15 protein-coding genes and 1 pseudogene are annotated in these 19711 nt (G+C 70.8%); 9 read left to right on the forward strand and 7 right to left on the reverse strand.

The window, feature by feature from the left end; genetic code table 11:
* Positions 1 to 103: 103 nt before the first annotated feature.
* Both ACQPY4_RS29470 and recA read right to left on the reverse strand, forming a co-directional pair.
* Positions 104 to 565: a regulatory protein RecX gene (locus ACQPY4_RS29470; RefSeq protein ID WP_433326288.1), complete on the reverse strand. Its 462-nt coding sequence runs from the start codon at positions 563 to 565 to the stop codon at positions 104 to 106.
* Positions 566 to 2429: 1864 nt separating this feature from the next.
* On the reverse strand, positions 2430 to 3545 hold the full coding sequence (gene recA / locus ACQPY4_RS29475) for a recombinase RecA (protein WP_433326290.1): 1116 nt from the start codon (positions 3543 to 3545) through the stop codon (positions 2430 to 2432).
* A gap of 219 nt (positions 3546 to 3764) precedes the next feature.
* Between recA and ACQPY4_RS29480 the strand changes: the two genes are divergently transcribed.
* The 5 genes from ACQPY4_RS29480 to ACQPY4_RS29500 all read left to right on the forward strand — a co-directional run bounded on the left by ACQPY4_RS29480 (position 3765) and on the right by ACQPY4_RS29500 (position 7031).
* Positions 3765 to 4625 (forward strand): ATP-grasp domain-containing protein, encoded by an 861-nt coding sequence (locus ACQPY4_RS29480; protein ID WP_433326292.1) that lies wholly within the window; start codon positions 3765 to 3767, stop codon positions 4623 to 4625.
* A gap of 78 nt (positions 4626 to 4703) precedes the next feature.
* The gene (locus ACQPY4_RS29485) at positions 4704 to 4889 is read left to right on the forward strand and encodes a hypothetical protein (RefSeq protein WP_433326294.1); all 186 of its coding nucleotides are present in this window, start codon (positions 4704 to 4706) and stop codon (positions 4887 to 4889) included.
* Between the two features lie 193 nt (positions 4890 to 5082).
* Positions 5083 to 5406 carry a hypothetical protein gene (locus tag ACQPY4_RS29490; protein ID WP_433326296.1) on the forward strand — a complete coding sequence of 108 codons (324 nt, stop codon included), beginning with the start codon at positions 5083 to 5085 and terminating at the stop codon, positions 5404 to 5406.
* A 2-nt stretch (positions 5407 to 5408) separates the two neighbouring features.
* Complete coding sequence (locus ACQPY4_RS29495; RefSeq protein ID WP_433326298.1) at positions 5409 to 6569, forward strand: glutathionylspermidine synthase family protein; 1161 nt, start codon at positions 5409 to 5411, stop codon at positions 6567 to 6569.
* A gap of 9 nt (positions 6570 to 6578) precedes the next feature.
* Complete coding sequence (locus ACQPY4_RS29500; RefSeq protein WP_433326300.1) at positions 6579 to 7031, forward strand: DUF350 domain-containing protein; 453 nt, start codon at positions 6579 to 6581, stop codon at positions 7029 to 7031.
* Between the two features lie 62 nt (positions 7032 to 7093).
* On the opposite strand, the gene ACQPY4_RS29505 is transcribed toward ACQPY4_RS29500, so the two are convergent.
* Positions 7094 to 7288: a DUF3046 domain-containing protein gene (locus tag ACQPY4_RS29505; protein WP_433326302.1), complete on the reverse strand. Its 195-nt coding sequence runs from the start codon at positions 7286 to 7288 to the stop codon at positions 7094 to 7096.
* Positions 7289 to 7432: 144 nt separating this feature from the next.
* Here ACQPY4_RS29505 and ACQPY4_RS29510 point away from each other — a divergent pair, with 144 nt between their 5' ends.
* The gene (locus ACQPY4_RS29510) at positions 7433 to 12178 is read left to right on the forward strand and encodes an Lhr family helicase (RefSeq protein ID WP_433326304.1); all 4746 of its coding nucleotides are present in this window, start codon (positions 7433 to 7435) and stop codon (positions 12176 to 12178) included.
* Positions 12179 to 12627: 449 nt separating this feature from the next.
* Here ACQPY4_RS29510 and ACQPY4_RS29515 read toward each other — a convergent pair.
* Positions 12628 to 13464, reverse strand: a pseudogene (locus ACQPY4_RS29515) (DMT family transporter); the annotation flags it as partial.
* A gap of 48 nt (positions 13465 to 13512) precedes the next feature.
* On the opposite strand from ACQPY4_RS29515, the gene ACQPY4_RS29520 reads away from it, so the two are divergent.
* On the forward strand, positions 13513 to 14103 hold the full coding sequence (locus ACQPY4_RS29520; protein ID WP_433326306.1) for a TetR/AcrR family transcriptional regulator: 591 nt from the start codon (positions 13513 to 13515) through the stop codon (positions 14101 to 14103).
* Between the two features lie 430 nt (positions 14104 to 14533).
* Here the strand turns inward: ACQPY4_RS29520 and secA2 are convergent, their stop codons facing one another.
* On the reverse strand, positions 14534 to 16777 hold the full coding sequence (gene secA2, locus ACQPY4_RS29525; protein WP_433326308.1) for an accessory Sec system translocase SecA2: 2244 nt from the start codon (positions 16775 to 16777) through the stop codon (positions 14534 to 14536).
* Positions 16778 to 16973: 196 nt separating this feature from the next.
* On the opposite strand from secA2, the gene ACQPY4_RS29530 reads away from it, so the two are divergent.
* Positions 16974 to 17111, forward strand: coding sequence for a hypothetical protein (locus ACQPY4_RS29530; RefSeq protein ID WP_433326310.1), 138 nt, complete (start codon positions 16974 to 16976; stop codon positions 17109 to 17111).
* 73 nt (positions 17112 to 17184) lie between these two features.
* Here ACQPY4_RS29530 and ACQPY4_RS29535 read toward each other — a convergent pair whose 3' ends face one another.
* On the reverse strand, positions 17185 to 17544 hold the full coding sequence (locus ACQPY4_RS29535) for a YciI family protein (RefSeq protein ID WP_433326312.1): 360 nt from the start codon (positions 17542 to 17544) through the stop codon (positions 17185 to 17187).
* A gap of 163 nt (positions 17545 to 17707) precedes the next feature.
* Here ACQPY4_RS29535 and ACQPY4_RS29540 point away from each other — a divergent pair, with 163 nt between their 5' ends.
* Positions 17708 to 18865, forward strand: a complete 1158-nt coding sequence (locus ACQPY4_RS29540; RefSeq protein ID WP_433326314.1) for a serine hydrolase domain-containing protein — start codon at positions 17708 to 17710, stop codon at positions 18863 to 18865.
* On the opposite strand, the gene ACQPY4_RS29545 is transcribed toward ACQPY4_RS29540, so the two are convergent.
* Positions 18852 to 19688 (reverse strand): NAD(P)-dependent oxidoreductase, encoded by an 837-nt coding sequence (locus ACQPY4_RS29545; RefSeq protein WP_433326316.1) that lies wholly within the window; start codon positions 19686 to 19688, stop codon positions 18852 to 18854. The genes ACQPY4_RS29540 and ACQPY4_RS29545 overlap by 14 nt on opposite strands.
* Between the last annotated feature and the right edge of the window lie 23 nt (positions 19689 to 19711).

Below are 19711 nucleotides of genomic sequence, written 5' to 3' on the forward strand. Positions count from 1 at the left end.
GTAAACCCGGTCCATTACGGACCGCCCGACGCTCCCCGGATGAACCGCTTCATAGCCCCCTACCAGCCGGTACACCGAGTCAGAGCCAGGTCAGGGACGCCAGTCATTCATCCGGCGTGTCGGGCACCTCCACGCCGTCCTCTTCGAGCGCTTCCCGGACGACCCGGAACGCCATCCCCGACGGATATCCCTTGCGCGCCAGCATCCCCACCAGCCGCCGCGTCCGCTTGACCGGGTCCACGCCCCGGCTGGCCGCCACCTTGCGCGCGATCAACTCGCGGGCCCGCTGCTCCTCCTGCTCGGAGTCGACCGTCTCGACGGCGTCCTTCAGTGTCTCCTCGGCCACGCCCCGCTGTCGCAACTCCGCGGCCAGCGCCCGCTTTCCCAGCCCCCGTCCACTGTGCCGCGACCGAACCCACGCCTCCGCGAACGCCTCGTCGTCGATCAGCCCGACCTCGGTGAACCGTGCCAGAACCCCCTCGGCGACCTCGTCCGGCACGCCCTTCTTCCGAAGCGCCTCCGCCAGCTGCGCCCGGGTGCGCGGTGCCGAGGCCAACAACCTCAAGCAAATCTCCCGAGCCGCCCCCTCTCCCAGCGGAGCCGAGTCGCCGCCGTCACCCTCCCCACCACGCGCCTTGCCGCCCCGCCCCCGACGCCCCCCGGCGTTCCCACGCTTCCCCGACCGCCCAGAGCCCCCTCGCCCCGCCTTAGGTGCAGGCCGAAATCCGCTCTCGTCCCCCGAGGCATCCTGCTCCCCGTCATCGAGCGCCGCCCCAAGACCCCCACCAGCCTCAAGCCCGGCACCGTCGCGCCCGAAAGGGCCGCCGCTCACAGACGCGGACGATTCGTCACCAAGACGCACGTCCTCCGCTGGAACAACCTCCGCCCGCTGCGCGTCCACCTGGCTCAGCTGCTGAGCCCGGCGTCCACGACTCGTCGACACCGACGCCTTCCGTCCAAGGGCCGACCCCGCTTCCTCACCTGAGGGCTCACCCGCAAGGACATCGCCCCCCGCTACCCCGGACGAGCTCGTCTCCCCCGCTCCCGAGGGCAACGCCTCCCAAGCGGACGCCGCTCCGGGCGCCAACCCGTCCTCGCCGCTCACACGCCCGCGAGGCTCGACAGACGTCGACTTCCTCCGCCTCCGCGTCGCCCGCCCCACCTCGGCACGAGGCTCCTCGGAACGCCCCACCTCAGACGAGTCCGCCCGAGAGGCCCCAGCGACCGCCGCCTCGCCAGACTCGCTTGCACGTCCACCCGCAGCGGCCGATGCCGACACCGTCCGTAGACGCGGCGGCCACGGACCCTCGGCAGACAACTCAACCGGAAGAGCATCGGAAGGCGCCGCCCCGGAAGCCTCCTCCCCGCCGGACTCAACAAACGGCGCCCCCGAAACCGGCGGCGCCTTGCTCAACCGCTCAGCCTGACCGCCCCGACGTCCACCAGGCCCAACGCGTGACGTCACGGCGGGCGGCTTGAGGGGGTCGGTTTCACGAACGCGCGTCTTGGCTGGGGTCGCTGCTTCGCCCTTACGGGCCGGGCGCGGTGTTTCAGCGTCAGGCTCGTCCAAGCGACTCGGCTCGGGCGAAGGCGCCTCGCTGGGCGACTTATGCGGGTCGGTTTCACGAGCGCGCGTTGTGGCTTGGGGCGCTGCTTCGCCCTTACGGGGTGAGCGCGTTGTTTCAGCGTGGGCTTCGTCCAAGCGACTCGGCTCGGGCGAAGGCGCCTCGCTGGACTTGGTGGGCGGCTCGGTGTTACGGCCACGGGTTGTCGTCTGTTTCGCTGATTTGCTGCGGGACGAGTGTGGCCGTTTGGCCGGAAGGGCCTCGGGGCGTCCTGCGTCGGGCGGGCGCGGCTCGCGGGTTTCGGGTGCCTCTGGGGTGGACGCCGCTTCGTTCGACGTCCTCCGGTGTGTCTCCTGGGCGGGTGGCTCAGGTGGGAGGGCCTCTGAAGCGGGCGGGGTTTCCTTGCGGGATGTGGCGGAGGCGGGCCTGGTTTCGGGGCTGCTGGGTGGTGGCTTCTGCTTGTGGGTGGGGTGTTGTTGTTCGGCGGGGGGCGAACCCTGGGGATCTTCGTTCGGGGTGGACGGGGTGGTGGACCAGGCGGTTCGGGCCCATTCGGGGGTGAAGGGGGCCGGGCCTTGGGGGGTGGGCTGGTTCCACGGGTGGGGTTGGGCGGGTTCTGGGGTGGGCGGAGACTCGGAAGGGGTGGTTGGTTCGGTTTCCGACCAGGCGTCGCGGGCCCACTGGGCGGTGAAGGTGGGCTCGGGTGGGGGCTCGTCCCAGGGGTTCCTGGTCATGGGCGCCCGCGAGCGGCGGCGCCATCGGGGAAGGTCCGTGCACCGTGGTGCCGGGTAAGGCGCCGCCGCCCTACATACGAGATCATCGCTTACTCGTCGTCAAGAGTCACCTGGATCGGGGGATTCCTTGTTAGGAATCGCCCTGCTTGGCGGCCTTGGACTTGCGGCCGGCGGGGGCGGGGGCCGCGGTGGCCGGAGCGGGGGCCGCGGGCTCGCCGGGTGCGGGGACGGGCTCGGCCTCCTTGTCGAGCTTGGGGCCGATGCCGAGCTTGTCCTTGATCTTCTTCTCGATCTCGTCGGCCATGTCGGGGTTGGCCTTGAGGAAGTTGCGGGCGTTCTCCTTGCCCTGGCCGAGCTGGTCGCCGTCGTAGGTGTACCAGGCACCGGACTTGCGGACGAAGCCGTGCTCGACGCCGAGGTCGATGAGGCCGCCCTCCTTGGAGATGCCCAGGCCGTACAGGAGGTCGAAGTCGGCGACGCGGAAGGGCGGGGCCATCTTGTTCTTGACGACCTTGACCCGGACGCGGTTGCCGACGGCCTCGGTGCCGTCCTTGAGGGTCTCGATGCGGCGGACGTCGAGGCGGACGGAGGCGTAGAACTTCAGCGCGCGGCCACCGGTGGTGGTCTCGGGGCTGCCGAACATGACGCCGACCTTCTCGCGGAGCTGGTTGATGAAAAGGCAGGTCGTCTTGGTCTGGTTGATGGCGCCGGTCAGCTTGCGCAGGGCCTGCGACATCAGGCGGGCCTGGAGACCGACGTGGCTGTCGCCCATCTCGCCCTCGATCTCGGCGCGGGGGACGAGGGCGGCGACGGAGTCGATGACGACGATGTCGATCGCGCCGGAGCGGATCAGCATGTCGACGATCTCCAGCGCCTGCTCGCCGGTGTCGGGCTGGGAGACCAGCAGGGCGTCGATGTCGACGCCGAGCTTGGAGGCGTACTCGGGGTCGAGGGCGTGCTCGGCGTCGACGAAGGCGGCGATGCCGCCCTGCTTCTGGACGCTGGCGACGGCGTGCAGGGCGATGGAGGTCTTGCCGCTGCCTTCGGGGCCGTAGACCTCGACGACACGGCCGCGCGGCAGGCCGCCGATGCCGAGCGCGATGTCGAGGGAGATGGCGCCCGTGGGGATGATCTCGACGGGCGCCCGGGCCTCGTCGCCCATGCGCATGACAGAGCCCTTGCCGAACTGCCGCTCGATCTGGGCGAGAGCGGTTTCGAGGGCCTTCTCGCGGTCGTTCGCTGCCATGACGGTGTGCCCCTTGTCCTTCTTGTCGTCGTGGCTCGCGGTCGGCCACTGTCTGCAGTGTCGAAGGCGACGCTACGAGGCGCCACCGACAGTTTCGCGTCGCCCACCTTACCGAACATCCGTTCGATCATGGTGGTGGTTCCGATTTTGGCCGGAATCACCCCGTGCGCTCGGCGGGCGAAACCCCGTACGCTGGCGCCGTCCACGGAGGGTTCCATCATGACGCTGACCGTCCTCTTCTGCGTCGATCCGCTCCACCCCCGGCGGGTTGAGCCTCACTTCTCCCGTGAGGCCGCGGCCGTCCGGGATCATTACGGGGAAATCGCTCTCGTCGACCATGACGTCCTGCGGCTCGGGGACGCGGAGACGGCGGTGGGGGCCGTCCCCCGCAATCTCGGTCCGGTCTGGTACCGGGGCTGGATGCTGACCAGCGAGCAGTATTCGGCGCTGTCGGTCGCCCTGAAGAAGCGCGGGGCGACCCTGCTCACGCATCCGGAGGATTACCGGCGTGCCCATGAGCTCCCCGGGTGGCATGACACATTCGCCGGGCTGACTCCGCACAGCGTGTGGTGTCCCCTGGCCCCGGGGGAGAGCCCTAGGGATCTGAGCGAGCTCGTCCGGCCCCTCAGGGGCGGCCCCGCGATCGTCAAGGACTATGTGAAGTCGCGCAAGCACGAGTGGGACGAGGCGTGTTTCGTCCCGGACGTGAAGAACCTCCCGCAACTGCGCTCGATCGTGGCCAAGATGATCGCCCTGCAGGACGAGTTCCTCGCGGGCGGCCTGGTGGTGCGCGAGTTCGAGCCGTATGACGGGGGCGGCGAGGCCCGGGTGTGGTGGGTGGACGGTGAACCCGCGCTGGTGGGGCCGCATCCCGACAGTCCCGGTCTGGAACCCGACCCCGAACTGGACGCGGTGGCCCCCGCCGTGCGGACGCTGGGCTGCCGGTTCATCACCACCGATCTCGCACGGCGGGAGGACGGCCAGTGGCGGGTCGTGGAGGTCGGCGACGGCCAGGTCAGCGACCTTCCCTCGACGGTCGACCCGATGGACCTGTACGCACATCTGCCTGTTCCGGACTAGTTTTCCGCGTTTCGGCAGAACCAGAACGCTAGTCTCCTTCGTCACAGATGGCATCGGTTTCATCATGAAGGAGTCTCGTTGCCCTCGAAGGAAGTCCGGCGCCGGCTCAAGTCCCGCGCGGTCACGGTCGGAATGGTCGGGACGCTGTCCCTGTTCCTGGTGTCCTGCTCAACCGACGACTGCGACTCGTCGTCCTCCAGTTCGTACGACTACGACGACGACTGCGATCGGGACGGGTTCGGCGGCAGTTCAAGCGGAGGGTGAGCGGATCTTCCGTCCGAGTGACGACCCCCTCTAAGCTATGGGCTCCGCGACCCCCGGATCGTTGCCTCTCGGCGCCGTCCGACCCCGTTGTCCGGAACCATATGGACGCTTGCCGCCCGTTTCGAAGGACGTGTTCTCGTTGTCTCCACAGGAGCAGCCTCGCCGGCTCAGTTCCCGGGCTGTCAAGATCGGTATGGTCAGCGCCCTGTCGCTGACCCTGGTCGCCTGCGGGTCGAAATCCACGACGGCCTGGTGCGTCGACCGGCTCGCGCCCCCCGGTGGAAAGACCAAGGGCGGGCTCCGCGTGGTGCCCGACTCCCTGTGCAACTCGCGTGACCCCCAGGCCGGGGCGGTCTCCTACGGCCGTTACTACTGGTACTACGGCGGCAAGCGCGACTCCAGCGGTTACGTTTCGGGTGGCAGCTCCTACGGGCCCAAGAACGGCGACATCAAGACCAGCAAGGGCTCCACCCTGGCCCGCAAGGGCTTCGGCGGACGCGGGAAAAGCGGTGGCTGACAATGCGCCGTGAGGCATCGGTCCCCCGAGAGGGCTGGGCGGAGAAGGTCGAGTCCCACGGGCTGGCGTTCCACAGGACGGCCCACCCCGAGCACCTGACACGCCCCTACTGGGACGAGTCCGTCCAGTACGTCTTCGACATGGACGAGGTGCTCGCCCTAGAAGAGGTCGTGGAGGAACTGCACCGCATGTGCCTCCAGGTGGTCGACCATGTCGTCACCACCGGCCGCTATGAGGCCCTCGGCATCCCCGATTGGGTGGCGCCCCTTATCGAGAAGTCGTGGCGGCGCCAGGACCCGCACCTCTACGGGCGCTTCGACCTCGTCTACGACGGGACGGGCCCGGCCAAGCTCCTGGAGTACAACGCCGACACCCCCACGGCCCTCCTGGAGAGCTCCATCGTCCAGTGGTACTGGCTTCAGGACGTCTATCCCGATGACGACCAGTGGAACTCCATCCACGAGCGGCTGGTCGACCGCTGGAAGGAGATCGCCCCCAGGTTCAACGGGGGCCCGGCGCACTTCGCCTGGACCAACGCCGACGAGACCGGCGAGGAGGTCATGACGATCGCCTACATCCAGGAGACCGCCGAAGAGGCGGGGCTTCCGGGCAAGGCGCTCGCCATGGAGGACATCGGGTGGCACTCCCAACGTAAGCAGTTCTTCGACCTGGAAATGCAGGAGATCCGCGCCCTGTGCAAGCTCTACCCGTGGGAGTGGATCGTCTCCGAGCGGTTCGGGCGGCACATCCCGGCGGCCCCCACGTCCTGGATCGAGCCCATCTGGAAGATGGTGCTCTCCAACAAGGCGCTGCTGGTGCTCCTCTGGGAGCTGTTCCCGGGTCACCCCAACCTGCTCCCGACCTACCTGAACACCCCGTCCGACCTGACCTCGTACGTGCAGAAGCCGCTGCTGGGCCGCGAGGGCGCCAGCATGCGGATCGTCACCGAGGACGGCACCGAGCAGACCACCGAGGGCGAGTACGGCAAGGAGGGCTTCGTCTTCCAGGAGTTCTGCCCGTTGCCCGACTTCGACGGCCAGCACCCGGTGCTGGGCGCGTGGGTCGTCCACGACGAGTCCGCGGGGCTGGGCATCCGCGAGACCAGCGGTCTCATCACCGACGACACCTCCTCCTTCGTCCCCCACCGAATACCCCTGTCATAAAGGAGAACGATGCAACTCGCGCTCGACGACAACCTCGGGAACGTCCTCGCCGAGGGCGTGGGGGCGATCTTCGCCTATGCCGCCGTTGGCCTGGTCCTGTTCATCCTCGGTTTCTACATCGTTGACTGGACGACCCCTGGCCGGCTGATCTCGATCATCCGCACGGACAAGAGCCCCAACGCCACCTTCCTGGCGAGCGCGGCGACCATCGGCATCGGCCTGATCGTGGCCGTGTCGATCTACTACGCCCATGGTGACCTGCTGGAGGGCCTGATCCGGGTCTCGGTGTTCGGCGGCGTCGGCGTGGTCGCGCAGGGCCTGGCCGTGGTGATCTTCGACCGGATCATCGGCGTGGACGTGCGCGGCTGCGTCAAGGCCCCCAAGCTTGAACCCGCCGTGATCCTGCTCGGCGTTGCCAACGTGTCGATCGGCCTGGTCACGGCCATGGCCGTCTCCGGCTGACACTCGCCGAAGGGCCGCTCGGACGTCCGGGCGGCCCTTTTCGCTTCCCGGGGGGCGTCGGGCTACCGAAGACGTGAGGGGACGTCGAAGGTGGCGACCACGGCCTGCCAGACGCGTTTGGCGGGCTCCCCGTCGGCCAGCGCCTGCTCCACCGTGCGGCCGCCAAGCTCGGCCAGGACATAGTCCTTGGCCACGCTGTCGGCATAACCCTCGCCGAACTGCTGGTTCATCCGTTCCCAAAACTGAGTGAGCCGCACCCGGCCCACGCTATCCGAGCCACACCCCCGCCATCGCGGAAGTCCTGCGGCCGGGCGGGCTGGACGCCGTCCCCACGGGCCTGCCGTCCGGCCGTTGTCCGGGCCGGTCGTGGTTTTGTCGGAGGTGGGGGGCAGGATGGACACATGAGCGGTGACGTGCTCGAACGCTTCTCCCCCGCCACGCGAGCGTGGTTCGCGGGGGCGTTCGCCGCGCCCACCACCGCGCAGGTGGGGGCGTGGGAGTCGATCTCGGGGGGCGACAACACGCTGGTCGTGGCGCCTACGGGGTCCGGCAAGACGCTGGCGGCGTTCCTGTGGTCGCTCGATCGGCTGGCCGTGGCGGAGCGTGAGGGGCCCGCGCCCGAGCACCGTTGCCGCGTCCTGTACGTGTCGCCGTTGAAGGCGCTGGCGGTCGACGTCGAGCGCAACCTGCGGGCCCCGCTGACCGGCATCCGGCAGGCCGCGCGGCGGCTGGGGCAGCCCGAGCCCGAGATCAGGGCGGGCATCCGCTCGGGCGACACCCCGGCCGACGAGCGGCGGCGGTTGGCCGTCCGGCCGCCCGACATCCTGATCACCACGCCCGAGTCGCTGTTCCTGATCCTCACGTCTCGGGCGCGTGAGTCGCTGCGCGGGGTCGAGACGGTGATCGTCGACGAGGTCCACGCGGTGGCGGGCACCAAGCGCGGCGCGCATCTGGCCCTCTCGCTGGAGCGGCTGGACGCCCTGCTCGAACGCCCCGCCCAACGGGTGGGGCTGTCGGCGACGGTCCGCCCGACGGACGAGGTCGCGGCGTTCCTCGGCGGGGCGCGACCGGCGCGGGTCGTCCAGCCCCCGTCCGACAAGGTCTTCGACCTCGACATCGTCGTCCCGGTCGAGGACATGTCCGAGATGGCCAACTTCGTCGACGACTCGGGGACGGCCGATCCACGGCAGCGCAGCATCTGGCCCCATGTTGAAGATCATCTGCTCGATCTGATCCAGGCGCACCGCTCGACGCTGGTGTTCGCCAACTCGCGGCGGCTGGCCGAGCGGCTGTGCGGGCGGCTCAACGAGCTGGCCTTCGAACGCGCCCAGGGCCCGCTCGACGAAGATCACTCACCCGGGGAGATGATGGCTCAGGCGGGCGCGTCCAAGGGCGCTCCCGTTGAGATAGCGCGCGCACACCACGGCTCGGTCTCCAAGGAGGAGCGGGCCGGTATCGAGGACGCCCTGAAGCAGGGACGCCTGCCCGCCGTGGTGGCGACGTCCAGCCTCGAACTCGGCATCGACATGGGCGCGGTCGACCTGGTCGTCCAGGTCGAGTCGCCGCCGTCGGTGGCCAGCGGCCTGCAACGGGTCGGGCGCGCGGGCCACCAGGTCGGGGCCGTCTCCAAGGGCGTGATCTTCCCCAAGTACCGGGGCGATCTCGTCCAGACGGCGGTGGTGGCCGAGCGGATGCGCGGCGGGGCGATCGAGGAGATGCGCTATCCGCGCAACCCCCTCGACGTGCTCGCCCAGCAGATCGTGGCCATGGTCGCGATGGACGAATGGACCGTCGACGAGCTTGAAGCGGTGGTCAAGCGCGCGGCCCCGTATGGCGCTCTCCCCCGGTCCGCGCTGGAGGCCACGCTCGACATGCTCGCGGGCCGGTATCCGAGCGACGAGTTCGGCGAGCTGCGTCCCCGCCTGGTGTGGGACCGGGTGGCGGGCGTCCTGCGCGAGCGCCCCGGGGCGCAGAGGCTGGCCGTCACCAGCGGCGGCACCATCCCCGACCGTGGGCTGTTCGGGGTCTTCCTCGTCGGGGAGAAGTCCTCCCGGGTGGGCGAGCTCGACGAGGAGATGGTCTACGAGTCGCGGATCGGCGACGTGTTCGTGCTCGGCGCCAGCTCATGGCGCATCGAGGACATCACCCCCGATCGAGTGCTGGTATCGCCCGCCCCGGGGCAGCCGGGCAAGCTCCCCTTCTGGCACGGCGACCAGCAGGGACGTCCCGCCGAGCTGGGACGGGCCCTGGGTGCGTTCACCCGCGAACTGGCCGCCCTCCCCGCCGCCGAGGCCCGCGCGCGCGTGGCCCGGGCGGGCCTGGACGAGTGGGCCACCGGAAACCTGGTGTCCTATCTGGGCGAGCAGCGCGAAGCCACCGGGCACGTCCCCGACGACCGCACGCTGGTGCTCGAACGGTTCCGCGACGAGCTCGGCGACTGGCGTGTCGTCGTCCACTCCCCCCTGGGGGCGCGGCTGCACGCGCCCTGGGCGCTGGCCATCGCCGGACGCCTGCGCGAGCGATACGGGGTCGACGCCCAGGCGATGCACGGCGACGACGGCATCGTCATCCGCATCCCCGACATGGACGAACCGCCCAGCCTCGACCTGGCCGTCTTCGACCCCGACGACATCGAGCGCGTCGTCGTCGACGAACTGGGCGGCTCGGCGCTGTTCGCGGCGCGGTTCCGCGAATGCGCCGCCCGCTCGCTGCTGCTCCCCCGCCGCCGTCCCGACAAGCGCATGCCGCTGTGGCAGCAACGGCAGCGCGCGTCCCAACTGCTGGCGGTGGCGAGCAAGTACCCGTCGTTCCCGATCGTCCTGGAGACCATGCGCGAGTGCCTTCAGGACGTCTTCGACGTGCCGGGCCTGGTCGGGCTCATGCGGGACCTGTCGGGACGCAAGATCCGCCTGGTCGAGGTCGAGACGTCCGAACCGTCCCCGTATGCACGCTCCCTGCTGTTCCACTACGTGGGCGCGTTCATTTACGAGGGCGACTCGCCCCTGGCCGAACGCCGCGCCCAGGCCCTAGCGCTCGACTCGGCCCTGCTCGCCGAACTGCTCGGCCAGGCCGACCTGCGCGAGCTGCTCGACCCTGACGTCGTCGCCGAAACCGAACGCGAACTACAGCGCCTCGCCCCCGACCGCCAAGCCCGCGACCTGGAAGGCATCGCCGACCTACTCCGCTCACTCGGCCCCCTCACCACAACCGAACTCGCCCAACGAACCCAGACCGCACACGCCTCCGCCTCCACACCGAACCACCGGCGCGAGGACGCTCCCGAGCCCACCCGGGGCCCGCTCCCCGTAGAACCGGAGCCGCCCTCGCCCCCACCCGCAGGCCAAGACACAGATACCGCCGCACAAGCATCTGCCGCCCCCGGGGGCGGTTCCGGGCATGCGCACGCGGAGCCGACCGATGTCAGGCAGGTGGAGAGGTGGTTGGGCGAGCTTTGGGAGACCCGGCGGGCCATCAAGGTCCGTGTCGGGGGGGAGGAGCGATGGGCGGCGGTCGAGGATGCCGGGCGGCTGCGCGACGCACTGGGTGCGCCTCTGCCGGTTGGGATCCCCGAGGCGTTCCTGGAGCCCGTCGCCGATCCGCTTGGTGATCTCGTCTCGCGCTATGCCCGCACTCACGGCCCGTTCCTCACCACGGCCGTGGCCGCGCGGTTCGGGCTCGGCATCGCCGTCGTCAACGAGGCGCTGCGGCGGCTGGCGGCGGAGGGGCGCGTCGTCGAGGGCGAGTTCATGCCCATCGCCCTGCTCGACCAGGACGCCCCGATGTCGGGCGAGTGGTGCGACACCGGCGTGCTGCGCACGCTGCGGCGGCGGTCGCTCGCGCGGCTGCGCGCCGAGGTGGAGCCCTCGCCGCCCGAGGCGCTTGGACGGTTCCTCCCCGCGTGGCACGGCATTACGGGTGGGACGCGGCTGCGCGGCATCGATGGGCTTGTGCAGGCGATCGAGCAGCTACAAGGGGCGGCCGTCCCGGCGTCCGCGCTGGAGACGCTGATCCTGCCGTCCCGCGTTCCCGGGTACTCCCCCGCGATGCTCGACGAGCTGACCTCGTCCGGCGAGGTCGTCTGGGCCGGTCAGGGCGGCCTGGGGTCGGGCGACGGGTGGATCTCGCTCTACCTGGCCGACACCGCGCCCCTGCTCATGCCCGAGCCGGAGGAGATCACCATCACGCCCGTCCACCGGGCGGTGCTCGACACCCTCGGCGGGGGCGGCGCCCTGTTCTTCCGGATGCTGTCCGACCGGGTGAACGCCGAGGTCACCACCAACGACCAAGACCTCGTCGCGGCCGTTTGGGACCTCGTCTGGTCCGGTCACCTCACCAACGACACCCTGGCCCCGCTGCGCGCGGCGCTCGGCTCGGGTCGCCCCACCCACCGATCCCGGACGACCCGGCGTGGACGGCCCGTCCTCCCTTCGCGCACGGGCCCGCCCACGGTCGCCGGACGCTGGTGGCCGCTCCCCGAACGCGAGGCGGCGCCCACCCTGCGTTCCCACGCGCGCGCCGAGGCGCTGCTCGACCGCTACGGCATCGTGATCCGCGGCGCCGTGGCCGCCGAGCGCTCGCCCGGCGGCTTCTCGGCCGTCTACCAGGTGCTCCGCGCCTTCGAAGACAGCGGACGCTGCCGTCGCGGCTACTTCGTCGAGGGCCTGGGGGCGGCGCAGTTCGCCGTCCCGGGTGCCGTCGACCGGCTGCGCGCGCTGCGTCCGTCCGCGGGGCACACTGCCGACCCATGGGAGACCCCGGCGCCCGAGCCGAAGGCGCGCGCGCTCGTCCTGGCCGCCGCCGACCCGGCGAACCCGTATGGCGCAGCGCTCCCCTGGCCCGAGCGCGAATCCGAGGCCGTCAGCGGCCACAAGCCGGGACGCAAGGCCGGCGCGCTGGTCGTCCTGCTCGACGGCGCTCTGGCCCTCTATGTCGAACGCGGCGGACGCACCCTCCTGACATGGACCGACGACCCGGCCACCCTGCAACCGGCCGTCGACGCCCTGGCCCTGGCCGTCCGCGAGGGCGCCCTGGGCAAGCTCACCGTCGAACGCGCCGACGGCGAATCGATCACCACGTCCCCCCTGGCCGCAGCCCTGGAGGCCGCAGGCTTCCACCCCACTCCCCGAGGGCTGCGCATCCGAACCTGACCATGCACCAACCACACCCACACCGCGCGGCCACCTCCCACGCAGCCGGAAGCCGCAACCCCCAAAGTGCTGCACACGCCTGCCCGGCCATGCACCAACCACACCCACACCGCGCGGCCACCCCGCACACAGCCGGAAGCCGCAACCGCCAAAGTGCTGCGCACGCCTGCCTGGCCACGCACCCACCAGATCCGCACCACGCGACCGACCTGCGGCGAACTCGACGACGCGACTCCCCCGGACGTGCGCATCCGCACCCGACCGCGCACCAACCACACCCACGAGGTGCGGCCAACCCGCGCAAAGCGTGAAGCCGCAACACCCAGGACACTGCGCACGCGTGCCTGGCCACGCGCCCACCAGGTGGGGGGCTTGAGGGAGGGGGCGCGGATCAGCAGGACGGCCAGGGCGCAGATGGCCATGCCGAGTAGGGCGGTGATGGTCAGGGGGGTGCCGAACATCAGCCAGCCGCACAGCATCGTGGTCGGTGGGGTGAGGTAGAGCAGGGACGAGACTCGGGTCATGCCCGTTCGGGCCACGTTGATCCAGTAGAGGCCGTAGCCGCCGAACATGGCCAGGACGATCAGCACGGCGATGGCGGCCCAGAAGGTGCCGTCCGAGGGCGGGGTCAGGTCGCCCGTGGCGAGGGCGAGGACGGTGAAGAAGGTCGCGCTCACGGCGGACTGGATCGCCAGCGCTTCGACCAGGTCGGTGGTGGGCCGCCGGCGGCGCTCGACGAGGGTGCCGGCGACCAGGGCCAGCATCGATCCGAAGGGCAGGAGGTAGGCCCAGGGCGGGACGCCGGAGCCAACGCTCAGGTCGCCGCCGACGACCAGGGCGACGCCCGCCAGGCCGACTCCGCACCCCGCGAACTGGACCCAGGTCGCGCGCTCACCCAGCAGGGCGGCGGCCGCGATGACGGCGACCAGGGGCTGGAGGGCGGTGATGAGGCCGTTGGTCCCGGCTGGCACGCCGAGCTGGGCCGCCGCGAAGACGCCGTACAGGTAGCAGATCTGGCTCAGCCCGCCGATCACCAAATGGAGCGCGAGGTCGCGGCGCGGGATGCGGCGGCGGCGCCACAGCACCAGGACGGCCAGGACGGCCGTGGCCGGGAGGAAGCGCCAGGCCAGCAGCGTGGTGGGCGAGGCGCTGCCGGACCCGAGTTCGGCGCCGATGAACCCCGAGCTCCAGGTGAGCACGAAAAGGACTCCGAGCAGGCCGTCCACACGAGAGACGGTCACGACAACCTCCTGAGGTATACATACCGGTATAGCTACTTTACCCATACCGGTGTGTATACTCGCGGTATAGCCGACCGAAGGAGGGCCGTCCCGATGACGACCGGAACCGCGGATCGCCCGCTCACGCCCGCCGCGAGGCGCGTCCTCGAAGTCGCGGAAAGACTTTTCTACGAGCGCGGCATCGGCTCGGTGGGCATGGAGCTCATCGCCGCCGAGGCCGGCGTCACCAAGAAGACCGTCTACGACCGCTACGGCTGCAAGGAGGCGCTGATCGTGGCCTATCTGCGCACCCGGGACAAGCGGTGGCGCGCGTTTGTCAACGACAGCCTGGCCCCGATCGCCGATCCCCAGTCCCGCATCCTGGCCACCTACGACGCTCTCGGCGACTGGCTACGGCGGCACAGCCCCCGGGGGTGCTCGATGGTCAACGCCCTGGCCGAGATCCCCGACCCGGACCACACCGTCCACGCGGTCGCCACGGGACAGAAGACCTGGTTGCGCGACCTCTACGCCGACCTGGCCGCGCAGGCCGGTCTGCCCGATCCCGGCAGGCTGGCCGACCAGTTCCTGCTGCTGCACGAGGGCGCGATCGTCACCTTCAGCGTCGCGAACACCCCGGACGCCCCCGAGGCCGCCCGGGCGGCGGCAGCCGTCCTGCTGAGCGCGTCAACGGCTGAGCATTGAGATCAAGTCCTTCAAGCGCGATCGTCACCTCCGGGGCGCGCGCGTCCTGGCCAGCGCGCCGCCCGCCTGCACACGGCGCAAACGTCCCGGCCCAGCGCGCCACCCGGGTGAGCACGGCGCAGACGTCCCGGCCCAGCGCGCCGCCCGGCCGAGCGCGGCGCGAACGCCCTGCTCGGCGCGCCGCCCGGCTAAGCGCGGCGCAAACGTCCCGGTCAGCGCCCCGCCCAGCTGAGCGCGGCGCGAACGCCCTGCTCGGCGCGCCGCCCGGCTAAGCGCGGCGCAGACGTCTAGGCCAGCGCCCCGCCCAGCTGAGCGCGGCGCGAACGCCCTGCTCGGCGCGCCGCCCGGCTAAGCGCGGCGCAAACGTCCCGGTCAGCGCGCCGCCCGGGTGAGCGCGGTGCGGGTGTTCTGGCCGGGGCGGTTGTTCTGGTCAGCGGGTTTTTCGGTTGAACATGGAGATCAGGCCCTTCAGGGCGCGCTCGTCCATGGAGCCGAAAGGGTTGTCGTGGACGAGGTAGGTCCATGTGGCCGAGGGGCGGTGGACGCCCGCGGCGGACAGGTCGAGGGCCTCGGTGAGGGACGCGAAGGCTTCGGACGTCCGCTCGCGCGATGAGGGGAGGAGCTTCTTCCCCGCGGGCACGGCTTCGCGGTTGAACTCGATGAGGGGGTCGAGGCCGCGGCCCAGCGAGCGCAGGTGGATGCCCTCGCGCAGGTCGGCGAGGAAGCTCAGGTGTTCGGTCCAGCAGCGGTCGAGGTGGAACAGGGCCAGTTGGCGGGCGGCCTCGGCCACCGGGGCCTTGCCCGCGGCCTCGACGAGGGCGGCGTGGTGCTCGGGGTGGGCCTCGGCCAGGGCGCGGTCGGCGTCGTCCTCCAGGAGGATGCCCTCGCGGGCCTTCAGCAGCTCGGCGCGCTGGAGGCCGATCAGATGGTTGTAGCGCCAGGTGTTGCGATGAAGCTCCAGGTCGACGCCCTGGGCGACGCGCTGGGCGTGGCCGACCAGCCAGTCGGCACCCTTGTCGCGGACGCGGCCGTCGGACGCGGGCGCGGCGTCGGCCTTCTGTCCGGGCGCGTAGCGGACGACCAGGTCGTCCTGGAGGCTGGTGAAGAAGACCGAGGCGCCCGGGTCGCCCTGGCGGCCGGAGCGGCCGCGGAGCTGATCGTCCAGGCGTGAGCTGTGGTAGCGGCCGGTGCCGATCACCAGCAGGCCGCCCGCGTCGGCGGACGTGCCGGTCAGGCGGATGTCGGTGCCCCGCCCCGCCATCTGCGTGGACACCGTGATCGCGCCGGGCGCGCCGGCCTCGGCGATGATCGCGGCCTCCTCGGCGTCGTTCTTGGCGTTCAGGACGACGCAGGCCAGCCCCGCCCGCGCCAGTCGGCGCGAGAGCCGCTCGGACTCGGCGACGTCGAGGGTGCCGATCAGGACGGGGCGTCCCCCGGAGTGGGCGTCGGCGATCTCCTCGACGAGGGCCACCTCCTTGTCGTCCAGGGTCGCGAAGAGGCGGTCGGGCTCGTCCTCGCGGACGCAGGGACGGTTCGGCGGGATCACCGCGATCTCCAGCGAGTAGAACTCGCGGAGCTGCCCGGCCACCGCCATCGCCGTGCCGGTCATGCCGCAGCGGACGGGATAGCGCCCGACGAGCTCCTGGACGGTGATCGAGTCGAGGATCTCGCCGCTCGGCGTCGACTCCAGGGCCTCCTTGGCCTCGACGGCCGCCTGGAGGCCGTCGGGCCAGCGTTGCAGGAGCGCGACGCGTCCGCGCGACTCGCTGATCAGCTTCACGGCGCCGTCGCGGACGATGTAGTCGACGTCCCGCTGGAGCAGGACCTCGGCGTGCAGCGCGACGTTGACGGCCGTGAGGGTCTCCAGATGCTCGGGCTCGTACAGGTCGATGTCGCCCAGGGCGCGCTCGACCTCCCGGGTGCCCTTGGGGGTGAGCTGGACGTTGCGGCCCTCGGCGTCGGTCGTGTAGTGCAGGCCCGGACGCAGGCGCCGGACGAGATCGGCATGGCTGGGGTCGGCGCCGTCGTGCTCGGTGGCGCCCGCCAGCACCAGCGGGACCATGGCCTCGTCCACCAGCACGGAGTCGGCCTCGTCGATCAGCGCGACGTCGGGCTCGGGCAGGACGCGGTCGCCGGCCGCGACGGCGAGCCGGTCGCGCAGCAGGTCGAAGCCGACCTCGCTGACCGGGGCGTAGGTGACGTCGGCGGCGTAGGCGGCGCGGCGCTCCTCGGGGGTGGAGGTCTGCCCGACCCACGCGACCGAGACGCCGAGCAGCTCGTAGACCGGACGCATCCATTCGGCGTCCCGCCTGGCCAGATAGTCGTTGACCGACAGGACGTGCACACGGTGCCCGCGCCGCGCGTACCCGGCCGCGGCCAGCGCGCCCGCCAGGGTCTTGCCCTCGCCGGTGGCCATCTCGGCGACATGCCCGGCCAGCATGGCCTGGACGCCGAGGAGCTGGACGTCGTAGGGACGCTCCCCCAGCGCGCGCCGGGCGGCCTCGCGTCCGGCAGCGCAGAGGGCGGCGGTGTCGCCCGCGTCCGGCTTGAGTTCGCCGGTGTCGCGCAGGGCGTCCTCCAGCTCGGCGGCCTTCGCCGCCACGGCCCGGTAGGGCGCCAGGTCGATCGTCCCGGGTTTCTGCACCAGCCGGCGCAGACGGTCACGCAGTGCCATGACGCCCATTCTCGGTCACTCTTCCCCCAACGGGCACGTCGCCGACCTCGTTCCCCAGATGATCTCAGCTCTCCCCAGAAGGTCTTACGCCAGTTCATCCCTGGGGTGGATCCCTTTTGGCCCAGCCCTTGACAGCATTGGGGCATAAGGGGAAGCGGTGACCGGGGATAGCGTCGCCGCAGAACGGGGAGTCAGCATGACACCGACGGCACGGTGGGCCGCCGCACAGCGGCGCAAGCGTCAGATCATCAGCCAGACCGTCATCGACCGGGCCCTGTCGGACCCGCGCCGCAGCGACCAGATCGCCGCCGCCGCACCGCGTACCGACGCCTGAGGCCCCAGACAAGCCCAACGCCCCCACGCACGCGTGGGGGCGTTTCGCATTTGAAGCCGTGGCTTCGCCGGGATCAGTAGTACTTGCAGGACGGCCGCACCTCGACCCAGCCGCCCCCGCGCGCCTGCGGGACGCGGGCCGCCAGGGCGACGGCGGCGTCGAGGTCCTCGACCTCGACCACGGCGAACCCGCCGACCGCCTTGTCGAGGCCGAGCAACGGCCCTTCGGTGGTCACGGTCGCGCCGTTCTCGACCCGGACGGTCGTCGCGTCCTTCGGCAGCCCCAGCGGGGGCGCGCCCGTCCAGTTCTCCATTTTGTTGAGGGCGGCATAGTCGACGTAGGCCGCCTTCTTGTCCTCTTCGGTGACCGACTCGTACTCCGGGGTTCCCGGCAGTGGATAGGTCCCGTGATGAATCACCAGCACGAACTGCATTGCGTTCTCCCTACCTGTTGGCATTTCTGTCTCACTGACGGAACTCCCCTGTCCGATGTGACCGGCCGGTGAGTGTGATCTGGATCTCCCGACGGCAGCGGTCACATATGTCGCGGCGCTTTCGTCATGTCCTCGAATTCATCGACGAACGGAGCCGGAAACGATGACTGAGATCGAGATCCACGGGACGGTGGCGGACGGTTTCGAGACGGTGCGCGAAGAGTTCACCGCCGCGATGGCCGCGAGCGATTGCGGGGCGCAACTGGCGGTGCGCGTGGACGGCCGCACGGTGGTCGACCTGTGGGCCGGGGACGGCGTCACGGGCGACACCCTCACCGGCGTGTACTCCGCCACCAAGGGCGCCGCGACCCTGGTGGTGGCGCTGCTGGCGCAGGACGGCGTCCTGGATCTGGACGAGCCGGTCGCCCGCCACTGGCCGGAGTTCGCCACCCGCGGCAAGGACCGGATCACCCTGCGGGACGTCCTGTCGCACCGGTCCGGGGTGATCGGCGTGGACGGCGGCCTGACGGCGGACGAGCTCGCCGACGACCGCGTGACAGCGCGGCGCCTGGCCGGGCAGCGTCCGTACTGGCGGCCCGGAACCGCCCACGGCTACGGCGGGTTCGTCGCGTTCGCGATCGTGGGCGAGGTGATCCACCGGATCACCGGCCGTTCCCTCCAGCAGATCTTCGAGGAGCGCGTGCGCGCCCCCTTCGACCTGGACCTCCACCTCGGCCTTCCGGAAGCGCTGGAGACCCGGTACCGCGAGGTGCTGCCGGGTCTGGCCGACCCCGAGGAACTGGCCGCGTTCTGGACGAGCGTCCCAGGACCGCAGAGCATCCCCGGGATCGGCTACGGCCTCAACTCCACCCCGCCCCTGGACCAGGTCGCCTTCATCAACACCCGTCGAGTGCGCGCGCTAGGCCAGGCGTCCGCCGCCGGTGTTGGCAGTGCCCGGGGACTGGCCGCCATGTACGCGGCGGCGGTTTTCGGGCTCGAAGGCGACGCCCCGCTGCTGAAACCCGACACCCTCGCCGAGTTCGCCATGCCGCACTCGACCGGCACCGACCTGGTCGGCGGCCCGCGGAGCCAGTTCGCACTGGGATTTGAAGCCAAGGGACTCCGCTATCCCTTCCTGAGCGCCCGGGCGTTCGGCCACGCCGGTTCGGCGGGCGCGGAAGCCTTCACCGATCCCGTCTACGGCATCGCCTTCGGCTACACCCGCCGCCGTTTCTCCTTCAATTGGTCGTATCCCGAACACGACCGGCTGGCCGCCGCCGTCCACCGGGCAGCCGCAAAAGTAGATGTCATGCGCGGATAGTCTCGATAAGGCTGGCGAAGCTGTCTTTACCGTGGCCCGCATCAATACTTCGCGCAGTCAGCGATTTGATGAGTTCGGGCAGCGCGGTGTCGAGACCGCGTTCTCGGGTGGCGTCGATGAGGTGATCCATGAGCGGAGCGTCGAGTTCCAGCCACTCCTGCTCTCCCGGGTAACGACCGTCCTCGATCTGCTGTCCGTAGTCGGTGATCACGTCCGAGACGGTGCTGGACAGCCACCCGGTGAGCAGCGGTGTGACGGTGGTGGCCGGGACATCGGCGGTGGCCAGCAGCGCCGCCGTCTGGAGGTAGCCGATCAGGGTGGCCCAGGCGAAGTTGAGCATCGCCACGTCATAGAGGGCCGCGGTCCCCGGGGACGCCCCCAGGTAAGTGGCACCGCCCAGCAGTCTCAGCAGCGACTCATGACGCTCGAACACCCCGGCCGAGCCGCTGTAGACCACCACCGTGTCCGGGTTGCCGACGTGCTCGGGGTGAGCCATCAACGCGCCGTCGAGGTAATGACCGCCCCGCGTGCCCGTCCGGGCGGCGGCCTCCTCGGCTTGCGCGCTCGTCCCGGACGTCAGATTGACCACGTCGGCGTCGGCGATCTGCGGCCCGGCCTGGTCAAGGACGCGCTGGACGCTCGCGTAGTCCTCGACGCACACCAGGATCATCGACGGGTCCGCAAAATCCGGCCGAGAATCTCCCTCACTGCTCTCGTCCCAAGCCGTGACCGGCACAGCGGCCGCGCCGAGGGCCTCGGCCAACGCCGCGCCGCGCGGATTCAGCCCGATCACCAGCACCGACGCGTCCACACCCTCACCCATCAGGACCTCCCGCATAGCGAGAC

Source organism: Spirillospora sp. CA-294931 (assembly GCF_050946795.1).
In the GTDB taxonomy this organism is placed as follows: domain Bacteria; phylum Actinomycetota; class Actinomycetes; order Streptosporangiales; family Streptosporangiaceae; genus Spirillospora.

Excerpts from the sequence above, each read along its gene's own strand:
- ACQPY4_RS29510 (WP_433326304.1), top strand. The coding sequence starts at position 7,433 with ATGAGCGGTGACGTGCTCGAACGCTTCTCCCCCGCCACGCGAGCGTGG.
- ACQPY4_RS29545 (WP_433326316.1), bottom strand. The coding sequence starts at position 19,688 with ATGGGTGAGGGTGTGGACGCGTCGGTGCTGGTGATCGGGCTGAATCCG.
- ACQPY4_RS29490 (WP_433326296.1), top strand. The coding sequence starts at position 5,083 with ATGGTCAGCGCCCTGTCGCTGACCCTGGTCGCCTGCGGGTCGAAATCC.
- ACQPY4_RS29500 (WP_433326300.1), top strand. The coding sequence starts at position 6,579 with ATGCAACTCGCGCTCGACGACAACCTCGGGAACGTCCTCGCCGAGGGC.
- secA2 (WP_433326308.1), bottom strand. The coding sequence starts at position 16,777 with ATGGCACTGCGTGACCGTCTGCGCCGGCTGGTGCAGAAACCCGGGACG.
- recA (WP_433326290.1), bottom strand. The coding sequence starts at position 3,545 with ATGGCAGCGAACGACCGCGAGAAGGCCCTCGAAACCGCTCTCGCCCAG.
- ACQPY4_RS29540 (WP_433326314.1), top strand. The coding sequence starts at position 17,708 with ATGACTGAGATCGAGATCCACGGGACGGTGGCGGACGGTTTCGAGACG.
- ACQPY4_RS29535 (WP_433326312.1), bottom strand. The coding sequence starts at position 17,544 with ATGCAGTTCGTGCTGGTGATTCATCACGGGACCTATCCACTGCCGGGA.
- ACQPY4_RS29495 (WP_433326298.1), top strand. The coding sequence starts at position 5,409 with ATGCGCCGTGAGGCATCGGTCCCCCGAGAGGGCTGGGCGGAGAAGGTC.
- ACQPY4_RS29480 (WP_433326292.1), top strand. The coding sequence starts at position 3,765 with ATGACGCTGACCGTCCTCTTCTGCGTCGATCCGCTCCACCCCCGGCGG.
- ACQPY4_RS29520 (WP_433326306.1), top strand. The coding sequence starts at position 13,513 with ATGACGACCGGAACCGCGGATCGCCCGCTCACGCCCGCCGCGAGGCGC.
- ACQPY4_RS29530 (WP_433326310.1), top strand. The coding sequence starts at position 16,974 with ATGACACCGACGGCACGGTGGGCCGCCGCACAGCGGCGCAAGCGTCAG.